Annotated in this window: 14 protein-coding genes and 1 riboswitch; of the genes, 12 read left to right on the top strand and 2 right to left on the bottom strand. The window is 66.1% G+C overall.

Features of this window, described 5'->3' with window-relative positions:
* Position 1: 1 nt before the first annotated feature.
* Positions 2 to 418 (bottom strand): Fur family transcriptional regulator Irr, encoded by a 417-nt coding sequence (irr, locus tag GLS40_RS14290; protein WP_160383423.1) that lies wholly within the window; start codon positions 416 to 418, stop codon positions 2 to 4.
* Between the two features lie 202 nt (positions 419 to 620).
* Here irr and fabA point away from each other — a divergent pair, with 202 nt between their 5' ends.
* From fabA to GLS40_RS14305, 3 genes are read left to right on the top strand one after another with little or no spacing between them, the layout of a single operon-like run.
* On the top strand, positions 621 to 1,130 hold the full coding sequence (gene fabA, locus GLS40_RS14295) for a bifunctional 3-hydroxydecanoyl-ACP dehydratase/trans-2-decenoyl-ACP isomerase (protein WP_160383424.1): 510 nt from the start codon (positions 621 to 623) through the stop codon (positions 1,128 to 1,130).
* A gap of 37 nt (positions 1,131 to 1,167) precedes the next feature.
* On the top strand, positions 1,168 to 2,397 hold the full coding sequence (gene fabB / locus GLS40_RS14300; protein ID WP_160383425.1) for a beta-ketoacyl-ACP synthase I: 1,230 nt from the start codon (positions 1,168 to 1,170) through the stop codon (positions 2,395 to 2,397).
* A gap of 10 nt (positions 2,398 to 2,407) precedes the next feature.
* Positions 2,408 to 3,196, top strand: coding sequence for an enoyl-ACP reductase FabI (locus GLS40_RS14305; RefSeq protein ID WP_160383426.1), 789 nt, complete (start codon positions 2,408 to 2,410; stop codon positions 3,194 to 3,196).
* A gap of 281 nt (positions 3,197 to 3,477) precedes the next feature.
* Here the strand turns inward: GLS40_RS14305 and GLS40_RS14310 are convergent, their stop codons facing one another.
* Entirely contained in the window at positions 3,478 to 4,347 is an 870-nt protein-coding gene (locus GLS40_RS14310) for a hypothetical protein (protein WP_160383427.1), read from the bottom strand.
* Between the two features lie 115 nt (positions 4,348 to 4,462).
* Between GLS40_RS14310 and miaB the strand changes: the two genes are divergently transcribed.
* The 9 genes from miaB to metK all read left to right on the top strand — a co-directional run bounded on the left by miaB (position 4,463) and on the right by metK (position 13,481).
* Entirely contained in the window at positions 4,463 to 5,782 is a 1,320-nt protein-coding gene (miaB, locus tag GLS40_RS14315) for a tRNA (N6-isopentenyl adenosine(37)-C2)-methylthiotransferase MiaB (RefSeq protein WP_160383428.1), read from the top strand.
* A gap of 333 nt (positions 5,783 to 6,115) precedes the next feature.
* Positions 6,116 to 6,433, top strand: coding sequence for a hypothetical protein (locus tag GLS40_RS14320; protein WP_160383429.1), 318 nt, complete (start codon positions 6,116 to 6,118; stop codon positions 6,431 to 6,433).
* Positions 6,434 to 6,986: 553 nt separating this feature from the next.
* Positions 6,987 to 7,454 carry an OmpA family protein gene (locus tag GLS40_RS14325; RefSeq protein WP_160383533.1) on the top strand — a complete coding sequence of 156 codons (468 nt, stop codon included), beginning with the start codon at positions 6,987 to 6,989 and terminating at the stop codon, positions 7,452 to 7,454.
* 14 nt (positions 7,455 to 7,468) lie between these two features.
* Positions 7,469 to 7,801: a hypothetical protein gene (locus tag GLS40_RS14330; RefSeq protein ID WP_160383430.1), complete on the top strand. Its 333-nt coding sequence runs from the start codon at positions 7,469 to 7,471 to the stop codon at positions 7,799 to 7,801.
* Positions 7,802 to 7,986: 185 nt separating this feature from the next.
* The gene (locus GLS40_RS14335; protein WP_160383534.1) at positions 7,987 to 8,973 is read left to right on the top strand and encodes a PhoH family protein; all 987 of its coding nucleotides are present in this window, start codon (positions 7,987 to 7,989) and stop codon (positions 8,971 to 8,973) included.
* A 220-nt stretch (positions 8,974 to 9,193) separates the two neighbouring features.
* The gene (gene ybeY / locus GLS40_RS14340) at positions 9,194 to 9,718 is read left to right on the top strand and encodes an rRNA maturation RNase YbeY (protein WP_160383431.1); all 525 of its coding nucleotides are present in this window, start codon (positions 9,194 to 9,196) and stop codon (positions 9,716 to 9,718) included.
* Positions 9,719 to 9,742: 24 nt separating this feature from the next.
* Positions 9,743 to 10,663, top strand: coding sequence for a hemolysin family protein (locus GLS40_RS14345; protein WP_160383432.1), 921 nt, complete (start codon positions 9,743 to 9,745; stop codon positions 10,661 to 10,663).
* Positions 10,656 to 12,212, top strand: coding sequence for an apolipoprotein N-acyltransferase (gene lnt, locus GLS40_RS14350; protein ID WP_160383433.1), 1,557 nt, complete (start codon positions 10,656 to 10,658; stop codon positions 12,210 to 12,212). Before GLS40_RS14345 ends, lnt begins: the two co-directional genes overlap by 8 nt.
* 32 nt (positions 12,213 to 12,244) lie before the next feature.
* Positions 12,245 to 12,293: riboswitch (SAM-SAH riboswitch) on the top strand.
* A 6-nt stretch (positions 12,294 to 12,299) separates the two neighbouring features.
* Entirely contained in the window at positions 12,300 to 13,481 is a 1,182-nt protein-coding gene (gene metK, locus GLS40_RS14355; protein ID WP_160383434.1) for a methionine adenosyltransferase, read from the top strand.
* Positions 13,482 to 13,558 lie beyond the last annotated feature (77 nt).

Below are 13,558 nucleotides of genomic sequence, written 5' to 3' on the forward strand. Positions count from 1 at the left end.
CCTATCTGCGGCGCAGGCGGATGACCACGTCCACTTTCGATACCTCCGCACCCGCGGGGGCATTGGGAAGGCGCGTGATCTCCAGTTCGTCGGCCGGGGCGTCGGTCAGCGTGCCGTCCTCTTCCCAGAAGAAATGCGGGTGATCGTGCATGTTGGTGTCGAAATAGCTCTTCGACCCGTCGACGGTGATTTCCTGCATGATGCCGGCATCGCAAAAGGCGCGCAGGGTGTTGTACACGGTGGCCAGCGAGACGGGCTGCCCGTTCGACATGGCCGAGGCATAGAGGCTTTCGGCCGTGACATGACGGTTCTGGCCGTCTCCGACCAGCAATGCAGCCAGTGCTACGCGTTGCCGCGTCGGGCGCAGACCGCCCTTGTGCAGCCAGCGGGAGCCTCGGTTCGTGGCTTCGGGTGTCATCTGTGGCTTGTTTCCCTTTCGTCGGTCCACAATATAATGGGGAAAGCGCTCCGGTTTCAATGAGCTTTGCCTGCCAGGCGGTCGGCAACCGGGTCAAACCCCGTAACTGTCCCCAAGGTGCCGCAGGCTTGCAAGGCAGCTTGGCCCGGTGATAGAGGGGGCGCAGTTTGAAAGCGTAGGTCTCGAAGGGAGGCGTGCCTGCATGGCAGGGTATCCAAGCAGTTTCGACAAGGAAGATCTGCTGAAATGTGCCCGGGGCGAATTGTTCGGCCCCGGCAATGCGCAGCTTCCTGAGCCGCCGATGCTGATGATGGATCGCATCACCGAGATCAGTGCCGATGGCGGGGCCAACGGCAAGGGGCACGTGGTGGCGGAATTCGACATCCACCCGGATCTGTGGTTCTTCAAGTGCCACTTTCCCGGCAACCCGGTGATGCCGGGCTGTCTGGGCCTGGACGGGCTGTGGCAGCTGACCGGGTTCAACCTGGGCTGGCGCGGCATGCTGGGGCAGGGCTTTGCCCTGGGCGTGGGCGAGGTCAAGCTGCAGGGCATGGTCACGCCGGCGCGCAAGATGCTGACCTATATCGTCGATTTCACCCGGGTCATCGACCGCAAGCTCAAGATGGGCGTGGCGGACGGCCGGGTGCTGGCGGACGGCGAAGAGATTTACAACGTCCAGAACATGAAGGTCGGCCTGGCTGTCGCCTCTTGAGGGGCAGCGGCAGAGGCCGAACCAGGGAGAAAGCGCCATGCGCCGCGTCGTCGTCACGGGATTGGGGATCGTATCCTCGATCGGGAACAACGAAACCGAAGTCGTCTCATCGCTCAAGGCCGGGCGATCCGGTATCACCGGGGTGCCCGAGATGGTCGAGCGCGGGTTCCGCAGCCAGGTCGCCGGTACGCTGGACATCGATGTGGCCGACCATGTCGACAAGCGGGCCCTGCGCTTCATGGGGCCGGGTGCGGCCTATGCCCATATCGCCATGCAGCAGGCCATCGCGGATGCGGGGCTGGAGGAAGGCGACATCGTGAATCCGCGCACCGGGCTGGTGGCCGGGTCCGGCGGGCCGTCGACCAGCGCCCTGTTCCAGGCGCATCAGACGGTGCTGGAAAAGGGCAGCCCCAAGCGGATCGGGCCCTTTGCCGTGCCCAAATGCATGTCCTCGACGATCTCGGCCAACCTGTCGACCGCCTTCCGGATCAAGGGCATCAACTATTCGATCACCTCGGCCTGCTCGACCTCGCTGCACTGCATCGGCAATGCGGCCGAGCAGATCATGATGGGCAAGCAGGACGTGATGTTCGCCGGCGGCGGGGAAGAGCTCGACTGGACCCTGTCCTGCCTGTTCGACGCCATGGGCGCCATGTCCTCGAAATACAACGACACGCCGGCCAAGGCCTCGCGCGCCTTTGACGCCACGCGGGACGGGTTCGTGATCTCGGGCGGCGGCGGCATCGTCGTGCTGGAAGAGCTGGAGCGGGCCAGGGCGCGCGGCGCCAAGATCTATGCCGAGGTGACGGGCTACGCCGCGACCTCGGACGGGCATGACATGGTTGCGCCCTCGGGCGAGGGCGGCGAACGCGCCATGCGCCTGGCGCTGCAGACCCTGCCGGAGGGGCGCAAGATCAGCTATATCAACGCGCATGGCACCTCGACCCCCGTGGGCGATGTGGGCGAAGTGCAGTCGGTGCGGCGCATCTTCGGCGAGGGCCAGGTGCCGCCGATCTCGTCCACCAAGTCGATGACGGGGCATGCGCAGGGCGCGGCCGGGGCCCTGGAGGCGATCTTCTGCCTGCTGATGCTGGACCGGGATTTCATCGCCCCCTCGATCAATGTCGAGACGCTCGATCCCGAACTGCACCCCGACGAGATCGCCACCGCCCTGGTCGAGGGCGCCGGGCTGGACACCGTCATGACCAATTCCTTCGGCTTCGGCGGGACCAACGGGTCGATGCTGCTGTCGCGGTACAACGGATAGGAACCGGCATATGGGCGATCTTCTGAAGGGCAAGCGTGGCCTGATCATGGGTGTGGCCAACGAAAGGTCGATTGCCTGGGGGATCGCCAGGGCCGCGGCCGCCGAGGGGGCCGAACTGGCATTCACCTACCAGGGCGAGGCCTTCGGCAAGCGGGTCGAACCGCTGGCGGCCTCGCTCGGATCGACGATCCTGATCGATGCCGACGTGACCGAGGATGCCTCGCTCGACCGTGCCTTCGCCGAGCTGGGCAAGCACTGGGACGGGCTGGATTTCGTGATCCATGCCATCGCCTATTCCAACAAGGACGAGCTGGCCGGGCGCTTCATCAACACTTCGCGGCAGAATTTCAAGAATTCGTTGGATATCTCGTGCTACTCGCTGATCGACGTGTCGCGGCGGGCCGAGAAGATGATGAAGAACGGCGGAACCATCCTGACGCTGACCTACCAGGGCTCGACCCGGGTGACGCCCTATTACAACGTGATGGGCGTGGCCAAGGCGGCGCTGGAGGCCGCGGTGCGCTACCTTGCGAACGACCTGGGCCCCGACGGGATCCGGGTGAACGCGATCTCTCCGGGGCCGATGAAGACCCTGGCCGGGGCCGCGATTTCCGGCGCGCGCAAGACCTTCCGCCAGACCGAGGCGAACGCGCCGCTGCGCGCGAACGCCACGCTGGAAGCGGTTGGCGGGACGGCGGTCTATCTGCTGTCGGATGCCGGGGCCTGCACCACGGGCGAGATCATCCGCGTCGACGGCGGCTACCATGTGCTGGGCATGCCGCAGCCGGAGCACCTCTGACCCTTCCGGGCCGATCCTGATCCAGCGGAGCGCCGCCCCGCGGGCGGCGCACACGATGCCTGTGCCCTTCGGGCAGGTTTGGGGGGCTCTGCCCCCGTCCGCGCTGGCGCGCGGACTCCCCCGGGATATTTTGGGCCAGAGGAAGGGGCCGGGAGGCGCCTTGGGCCGGACGTCGGGGATGGGGGCGCCCTGTGCGGGGAGGCGCGGCTGTCATTCCCGCGGGCCGGCGAGATCCGCATCGCGGGGCAGGGACCCGGGCCGGGGTCGCCGGGGGACTTGCCCTAGAACCATTGGCCCGGTTCCATCAGCCCGAGGTCGAGCAGCTGGCGCGAGTGCCATTCGAAGGGCGCCGAGTTGTGCCAGCGGAAGGTCGGGATGTCGGAGGACGAGCCGGGGTTGCGCTTGAGCGCCTTGGCGGTCCGGAAGGAGCAGACCGCCGCGGTCAGGTTGTTGTGCCAGGGACAGGCGTAGGTGTTGTACTCTTCCTCGTTGAAGACATGGCCGGGCAGCAGCTTGAGCCCGGCGCGGGCGCGGAACAGCGAGATCCGGTCGATCTTGCGGCGGTTGGCGGGCACATGTTCCTCGAACCGCCAGCGCAGGCCGCCGAAGAAATCCAGCTGCCGCTCCTTGGGGTGGTTGTGATTGGCCGGGTCGCGGCGGGCGAGGGCGTAATAGCCCGACTTGTCGAGAAAGGCCTGCTGCGTCGAGACCGCGTTCGGGCAGGACTCGAGATCGCCGGCGTAGAGATCGACCACATAGGTCAGCATCGAGGCGCGCCGTTCCTCGGTCTGGAAGGTCAGCAGCTCGCCGACCGACCGTGTCTCGCAGAAGGGGAAGTAGAGGTATTCCGCGTTGTAGCAGTAGTAGAGCCAGATGCCGTTGGCCGCGTCGATGACGGCGTTCACCGCCGATTCCAGCGCGCCCTCGCGGGTCATGTCGTAGTCGATCCGCCAGCACAGGTGTTCCAGGTCGTCGGGCAGCTTGAACGCGGGATGGGCGAACAGGATCACCTCGGCAAAGCCCGCCACGCGGTGGTGGCGCAGGGTGGTGTCCAGTTCGACGTCATCCTCGGCAAAGATCAGGGCGACGGGCCCCTTGGACAGGCATGGCTCGCTGGATTTGAGGAAGCTGTTGAGGTTTGGAAATCGCATCGTTGTCCCGGTCGTTTCGCCTGTGCCCCGCGGAGATTGGGTGCAATGGCCGATGATTGCAAGGCGGGGCGCTTTCGGTATAGGTAAGCGCCCTGAACCTGTGAGGGACCTGCCCATGGCCGAGGCGAGAAAGCTCTACATCCGCACCTATGGATGCCAGATGAACGTCTACGACAGCGAGCGCATGGCCGAGGCCCTGGGCGGGAACGGCTATGTCGAGGTGTCGAGCCCCGAAGAGGCCGACATGATCCTGCTGAACACTTGCCATATCCGCGAAAAGGCGGCCGAAAAGGTCTATTCCGAGCTGGGCCGCATGCGCGAGTTGAAGCTGGCGCGCCCCGATCTGAAGATCGGTGTCGCCGGCTGCGTGGCCCAGGCCGAGGGGGCCGAGATCATGCGCCGCCAGCCGATGGTGGACCTGGTCGTCGGGCCGCAGAGCTATCACCGCCTGCCCGAGATGGAGCGCGAGGCGGGGCAGGGGGCCAAGGTGCTGGACACCGATTTCCCCGAAGAGGACAAGTTCGAAAAGCTCGAGGCCCGGCCCAAGGCGAAGCGCGGGCCCGCGGCATTCCTGACGGTGCAGGAGGGCTGCGACAAGTTCTGTGCCTTCTGCGTGGTGCCCTATACCCGCGGGGCCGAGGTCAGCCGCCCGGCCAGCCGCATCCTGGACGAGGCGCGCGACCTGGTCGACCGTGGCGTGCGCGAGATCACCCTGCTGGGCCAGAACGTCAACGCCTATCACGGCGCCGGGCCCGATGGCGACTGGAGCCTGGCGCGGCTGATCCGCGAACTGGCCCGGATCGACGGGCTGGCGCGCATCCGCTTCACCACCAGTCATCCCAATGACATGGGCGACGACCTGATCGCGGCGCATGGCGAGTGCGACAAGCTGATGCCCTATCTGCACCTGCCGGTGCAATCCGGGTCTGACCGGATCCTGAAGCGGATGAACCGGCAGCACACGGCCGAGGGCTATCTGCGGCTGGTGGAGCGCATCCGGGCGGCGCGCCCGGATATCCTGCTGTCAGGCGATTTCATCGTCGGCTTTCCGGAAGAGACCGAGGCGGATTTCCAGGCCACGCTGGATCTGATCGAGGCGGTCGGCTACGGCAGCGCCTTCAGTTTCAAGTATTCGACCCGGCCGGGCACGCCGGCGGCGGAACGCCCCCAGGTCGCGGAGGCCGAGAAGGACGAGCGCCTGCAGCGGCTGCAGGCCCTGATCACCCGCCAGCAGCGCGCCGCGCAGGATGGCATGGTCGGGCGCGAGGTCGGCGTGCTGTTCGAGAAACCGGGGCGTATGCCCGGGCAGATGATCGGCAAGTCGGATTACCTGCATTCCGTTGTGGTCGACGGGCCGGCGCCCGAGGCGGGCACGCTGTCGCGGGTGCGAATCCTTGCAAGCCATCCCAATTCGCTTCTGGGCGAGTGCATCTGAACCTACTCGCCCGGCGCCGGAGCGCCGCGCACGGTTTTTCGGCAACCACACCCTGCGCGGACATCCGGACCGGGCCGGGGCCGCCCGAAGGTGGCTCTGCAAAGCTGCATTCTTGACAAGGTTTTGACAAATTCTCTGGCGGGCTTATGTTCATCACGTCATGAGTCTGGCTTTGCGGCAGGCGACTTTCCGCGAGTGGGGCTCATGTCATCCGATGGACTGGCATGACCTGACACAGCGCTGTCGGGGCTGTGATGAACATGCCCCGGCACTGATGGGCCGGGTGTGTCTTCCGTCAAGACTGGGTCATCACATAAGCCTGGGGGGCTTGACATGAAACTAGCGATCCTGACCGCGCTTGCGGTCGCCGGACTGGCGACCGAGGCGCCTGCACACGACTATGCCTACACGTTCCAACCTTCGAACCACGTCATCGTGGTCAGCTGCTATCGCGGCCCTTGGAAACAGGTGATCTGGGATCACCCGAACGCCAAGTTCATCGATAGCCTGGTGGCCATCGGCTATGACTTCCCGACGTCGGAAGCGATTGCCAACCGGATCTGCCGTGACCAGAACCTCGTCTTCGATCCCGAAGGCCTGAAGGCCACGATGAAGCGGATCTACATGAGCTCGCCCGTCAGCAAGAGCTGATACGGGCACGTCGACCGGGCCGGTCCCTCCGGGGGCGGCACTGGTCGCCGCAATACCACGGCCGCGCAGACAATCCGCGCGGGCAGCGTCACAGCCGGGCGTATGGGTGGGGGCACCCGCTGAACGGCAGGACGACAGGCCAGGCGCCTGAAAACGCCACGGGCGAGAATCATATTTTCGCCATGCAATCGCCATGAACCGGCGATTAAGTCATAAAAATTGCCAAAATCTTACCAGCGCCGGATCGGGGAAAGCCCCGAAACCGGCCGATAGCATGGTGTTTCGGGAACAATGCTATCAAACCAAGGTCTCTGGTTCGATCTGCGACACAATATGTGGTGAAATATCCTTCACTTTGTGGCATTAGGCGGTAAGGTATCAATCAGACTAAAATCATTTGGACCCGCATCGCTGTCATCGGCGGTCTCGCGCGGGTCCGGGGGACCGACAAAGGATTACCGCCGTGGCGAAACTGCTCTTCAGAACCATTTCGAGCGTCGCGGGTGCTGTGGCAGCCGCCGTGTTCGCAACCCTCGTCAGCTCGGCGCCCGCAATGGCGCAGAGCGAGCCCTATATTCCCACCATCTGGGTCGATCCCGATGGCTGCGAACACTGGGCGATGGATGACGGTGCCGAGGGGTACATGACCCCGCATGTCAACCGCCAGGGGATCCCGGTCTGCCGCCGGGGCAACGTCTGCGGCGTGATGAACACCGACCAGTTCTTTGCCACCGATAAATACTGGATCAGCCCGGCCAACCAGCAGCGCCTGGCACAGTTCTTCAAATCGGCCAATGCGACCTCGTTCATCATCGTGGGTCACACCGACAGCCGGGCTTCGGACGAATACAACATGAAGCTCAGCTACAACCGCGCCAATGCCGTGGCCAAGGTCGCCGCATCGACCGGCGCCAAGATCGCCGACGTGCGCGGCTATGGCGAGCGTATGCCGCGCGCCTCCAATGGCACCGCGGCCGGCATGGCGCAGAACCGCCGCGTCGAAATCATCTGCATCCGCTGAGAGGGGACCACCCAATGAACATCGTCAAGACCATCGCGGGTGTCGGCCTCATCGGCTCCATTGCCGCGTGCCACCCGGTGCCCGTGCCGGGCGACAAGAGCCGCGACTACGGTTTCAACAGCCACCACCTGAGCACCATGAAAGCCGGCATCTGGGTCGACCCGAACGGCTGCGATCACTGGATCATCGACGACGGCCTCGAAGGCTACCTGTCGCAGCGGCTCGACCCCTATGGCAAGCCGGTCTGCTCGGGCGTGGCCCCGCCGAACACCGCCAACGGTCCGTTCAAGCGGGCCGGGTCGATCACCGACCCCTCGTCGGGCACGGTGAAGAAGACCTCGGGCTGAGGCGACGGCGCGTGAGGCGCGACATATCGAACAAGGATGCCGCAGGGGGAAACGCCTGCGGCATTTTTCATGCCGATTCGGGACTGTTACCGCAATGTGACTTGCACGGCGCGGCCGCGCTTGGCACGCTCACCCCAACCAGGTGCAAGGAGAACTGATTGGCCACCACAGTGCTGCCCCCGCCGATGGACGATACTGCACTCAGCGAAGTCCAGATCGACTTTCCAGACAATTTCCTGCTGATCGCGTTGTGCGGCGAATACGACCGCAATCTTGCCGAGATCGAACAGAAGCTCTCGGTCCAGATTCTCAGGCGCGGCAATCACCTGGTGGCCATCGGTGAAAAGGATGCGGCGGATCGCACGATTGCCCTGCTCAAGTCGCTCTATTCCCGCCTTGAGGCCGGGCGCGAGGTCGGATCGGCCGATATCGACCGCGAGCTGCGGATGAACGCGCCGGAACCTCAGCGCCCCACCCGTGACGGGAACCAGTTCGAGATGTTCTCGGCCGGCCAGGTCGAGATCAAGACCCGCAAGAAGATGGTCGAGCCCCGGACGGAGGCGCAGAAGGCCTATGTCCAGAACCTGTTCCAGAACGAGCTCTGCTTTGGCATCGGCCCGGCGGGCACCGGCAAGACCTACCTCGCCGTGGCCGTGGGCGTGTCGATGTTCATCGAGGGGCATGTCGACAAGATCATCCTGTCCCGTCCCGCCGTCGAGGCGGGCGAAAAGCTGGGCTATCTGCCCGGCGACATGAAGGACAAGGTCGATCCCTACATGCAGCCGCTCTATGACGCGCTGAACGATTTCCTCCCCGGCAAGCAGTTGCAGAAGATGATGGAGGAAAAGACCATCGAGATCGCGCCGCTGGCCTTCATGCGGGGGCGGACGCTGTCGAATGCCTTTGTCGTGCTCGACGAGGCGCAGAACGCGACCACGATGCAGATGAAGATGTTCCTGACCCGCCTGGGCGAGGGGTCGCGCATGGTGATCACCGGCGACCGCACCCAGGTCGACCTGCCGCGCGGCGTCTCCTCGGGCCTGTCGGATGCCGAGCGGATCCTCAAGGCCATCCCCCGGATCAGCTTCAACTATTTCACCGCCAAGGATGTCGTGCGCCACCCGCTGGTGGCCGCGATCATCGAAGCCTACGACGCCGACGCCCCAGCCTGAGGCATCGCGCCCGGCCCATGAGTGTCACGACAAGCCCCGCGATGATCCCCCGGACCGTCGCGGGGATTTGCGTTTCTGCCGGTCCGGGAAAGGCCGCCGTGCCGGTTCCGCGCCTCGGGCACGGCAACGGCCTGCCCTTCGGGCATCGCGCACTCCGCGCCTTGCACGGGCAAGGCTTATCCCGATGGCGCGCGATGCGGCCCGATGATATGCGCGGGCCATGACACTGGTTGATTGCCTGACGGAAGATCCCCGCTGGGACGCGGCGGGGCTGGAACCCCTGGCCGAGGCCGCGGCGCGGGCCGCGCTGGCGGGCGCGGGGCTGGATCCCGACGACTGGGCGATTTCGCTGCTGGCCTGCGACGATGCGCGCATCGCGGTGCTGAACGCCGAATTTCGCGGCAAGCCGGTGCCCACCAACGTGCTGTCCTGGCCCTCGGACGACCGCGCGGCGCAAGAGCCGGGCGCCACCCCCGACCCGCCCGACCCCGAGGACGCCATGCCGGGCGAGCCGGCCGAGCTGGGCGATATCGCGATCTCCTACGACACATGTCTGCGCGAAGCGCAGGCCGGGGGTCTTGCACTTGGCGATCACGCAACCCACCTGATCGTTCATGCCGTGTTGCATCTTCTCGGCTACGATCACGAGCGTGACGAAGATGCCACTTTGATGGAAACGCTGGAAACGGCCATACTTGGCAAGATGGGTCTGCACGACCCATATGCACCAATGCCGGACGTTTAGGGCCGGCGGCACCGGAAGGGACCGATGGGCGACACCACCGACGGGTCTTTGACCGCAGCGCAGGGCGCGCTGCCGCAAGGCCAGATCAGCGCAGCGGGCACGGGCAATCCGCCCGCAACGCCGCGCGACAGCTTTTTCTCCCGTATTTTCAAGCGTCGGAGCGAACCGGCCCGGCCCGAGGGGGGCACGGCGCCAAACCCGGTATCGGCCCCACGGCCAACCCACGGGCTGGTGAACCTGCGCCGCATGCGGGTCGAGGACGTATGCGTGCCCAAGGCCGATATCGTCGCCGTGCCCTCCACGATCAGCCGGGACGAGCTGGTCAAGGTGTTCCGTGATTCGGGCATGACGCGCCTTCCGGTCTATCAGGGGACGCTGGATACGCCCGTCGGGCTGGTCCACCTCAAGGATTTTGCGCTCAAGCACGGGTTCAACGGATCCGGTGGCCGGTATTCGCTCAAGAACCTGCTGCGCCCGCTGCTGTTCGTGCCGCCCTCGATGCCGATCGGCGTGTTGCTGCAAAAGATGCAGACCGAACGCCGTCACATGGCGCTGGTGATCGACGAATACGGCGGGGTCGACGGGCTGGTCACGATCGAGGATCTGATCGAACAGGTCATCGGCCAGATCGAGGACGAACATGACGTGGACGAGGACAAGCTCTGGACGCGCGAGAAATCGGGCGCCTGGCTGGCCCTCGCCAAGGCCCCGCTTGAGGATTTCGAGGCCGAGACGGGTGTTTCCCTGACCGAACACGAAAGCGTGGACGAAGAGGAAATCGACACCCTCGGCGGCCTCGTCTTCATGCTGTCGGGCCGGGTGCCCGCGCGGGGCGAGGTGGTCGAACACCCCGCCGGCCATGAATTCGAGGTGGTGGATGCCGATCCCCGCCGGATCAAGCGCCTGAGGGTCCGACTGAACCACCGCGAACCGGCGGATGCCTGACACACCCGGTGCAGGGCCGGGCCGCTGGCGCCGTCTGCGCGCGCGCTTCGGGCCCCCGGCCTCGCGCCTGGGGCTCTGGCTTGCGGTTGCGGCCGGGTTGGCGGCGGCAAGCGGGCAGGCCCCGCTGAACCTCTGGCCCGTGGCGATCCTGGGATTTGCCCTGCTGGCCTGGCTCTACGACCGCGCCCCCGACCTGCGCAGCGCCGCCTGGACGGGATGGGCCGCCGGCACCGCCTATTTCGCCGCGGCCCTGTCCTGGATCGTCGAGCCGTTCCTGGTCGACATCGCCCGGCACGGCTGGATGGCGCCCTTTGCGCTGATCCTCATGGCCGGAGGGCTGGCGCTGTTCTGGGCCGCCGCTTTCGCCCTGGCGCAGGCCCTGGCCCCGCGCGGGGCGATGCGCCTGCCCGCCTGGGTTGCGGCCTTCACCCTGGCCGAAATGCTGCGCGGGGTGGTCTTCACCGGCTTTCCCTGGGCGCTGGTGGGCCATGCGCTGATCCCCTCGCCGCTGATCCAGGCCGCCGCCTGGGTCGGGCCGGACGGGCTGACCCTGCTGGTGCTCTCCTTTGCCGCGCTTCTGGCCGTCATCCCCCGGGCGCCGCTGCCCGCCGCGCCGGTGGCGCTGCTGGTGGGGGCCGGGCTGCTGTGGAGCGCGCCGATGATGGCATCGCGCCCGCCCGCGACGCCGCCCGATGCGCCGGTGCTGCGGCTGATGCAGCCCAATGCCTCGCAGCGCGAGAAATGGGATCCCCGGATGATCCCCGTCTTCCTCGACCGGATGCTGGCCTATTCGTCGGAACCGCCGGTGCCGGCCGTGGCGATCTGGCCCGAAACCTCGGTTCCCGCCTGGCTGGACGAGAATTCCGCGCTCCTGCCGGTGATCGCCGGGCAGGCGCAGGGGGCGCTCAGCGTGATCGGCATCCAGCGGGGCGAGGGCGAGCGGGTGTTCAACACGCTGGCCGTGCTGAACCCCGACGGCGGCATCCGCGACGTCTATGACAAGCACCACCTGGTGCCTTTCGGGGAATACATGCCGCTTGGCGACCTGTTCGACCGGGTCGGCATCTCGGCCCTCGCCGCGCGGCGGGGCAACGGCTACACCCCCGGGCCGGGCCCCCACCTGATCGACCTGGGCGCAGCGGGCAAGGCCCTGCCGCTGATCTGCTACGAGGCGGTCTTTCCCCGCGATGTCGCCGCCGCGCCGGAGCGGCCCGACCTGCTGCTGCAGATCACCAACGACGCCTGGTTCGGCACCTTCTCGGGCCCCTATCAGCACCTGGCGCAGGCCCGCCTGCGCGCGGTGGAACAGGGTCTGCCGATGATCCGCGTGGCCAATACCGGTGTTTCCGCCGTCATCGACGCGACCGGCCAGGTGCTGGGATCCATCCCCCTGGGACAGGCCGGATACCTCGACATGGCACGCCCCTCGGCGGCGGGTCCCACGCTCTATGCGCGGATTGGCGGGTGGCCGGTGACAATACTGGTGATTGTGATGCTTCTGGTGGCGCTCGGGCACCAGTCGGCGCGGTTCCGCAAGAACAGCCATTGACGCCCCGGTGCCCGACACTTAGGCACAAGGGGGTCCTGCCACAACGGCTTCCTGACGTGGCAGGCAAACTTTATCGGAGCACCTTCAATGACAAGACAGAACTATATTTTCACTTCGGAGTCCGTCTCCGAAGGGCACCCGGACAAGGTCTGCGACCGGATTTCGGACGCCGTCCTCGACGCGTTCATCGCCGAGGAGCCAGAGGCCAGGGTCGCATGCGAGACATTTGCCACAACCAACCGGGTCGTCATCGGCGGCGAGGTCGGGCTGTCTGATCAGGACAAGCTCAAGGATTACATGGAACGGATCGATGCCATCGCACGCGAGTGCATCAGGGACATCGGTTACGAGCAGGACAAGTTCCACCACCAGACGGTGGAGATCACCAACCTGCTGCACGAGCAGTCGGCGCATATCGCCCAGGGCGTGAACGCGGGCAACGACAAGGACGAGGGCGCCGGCGACCAGGGCATCATGTTCGGCTATGCCACGAACGAGACCGAAGCGCTGATGCCCGCGCCGATCCAGTACGCCCACGCGATCCTGCGCAAGCTGGCCGAGGTGCGCAAATCGGGGCAGGAGCCCACGCTGCGCCCCGACGCGAAAAGCCAGCTGTCGCTGCGCTACGAGAACGGCCTGCCGGTCGAGGTCACGCAGCTGGTGCTGTCGACCCAGCATTCGGGCGAGGATCAGACCAGCGCCGACATCCGCGCCATCGTCGAGCCCTATATCCGCGAAGTGCTGCCCGACGGCTGGCTGACCGACAAGACCGAATGGTGGGTGAACCCGACCGGCAAGTTCGTCATCGGCGGCCCTGACGGCGACGCGGGACTGACCGGGCGCAAGATCATCGTCGACACCTATGGCGGCGCGGCCCCGCATGGCGGCGGCGCCTTCTCGGGCAAGGATCCGACCAAGGTGGACCGTTCGGCAGCCTATGCCGCGCGCTACCTGGCCAAGAACGTGGTGGCGGCCGGTCTGGCCGACAAATGTTCGATCCAGCTGAGCTATGCCATCGGCATCGCCAAGCCGCTGTCGATCTATGCCGACACCTACGGCACCGGCAAGGTGGATGAGAGCGTGATCGAGCAGGCCGTCGCCAAGGCGATGGACCTGACCCCGCGCGGCATCCGCAACCACCTGCAGCTGAACAAGCCGATCTATCAGCGCACGGCGGCCTATGGCCACTTCGGCCGCGCGCCGGACGAGGACGGCGGGTTCTCGTGGGAACAGACGGACCTGGCCACGGAACTGGCCAAGAACGCCTGAGACCGCTCTGACATGATGAAACGGCCCTGCCTGATGGCGGGGCCGTTTGCGTTTGGGGATCGGGCGGGCCGGACGGA

The organism is Pseudooceanicola pacificus, from assembly GCF_009789075.1.
Taxonomy (GTDB): Bacteria; Pseudomonadota; Alphaproteobacteria; order Rhodobacterales; family Rhodobacteraceae; genus Pseudooceanicola; species Pseudooceanicola pacificus.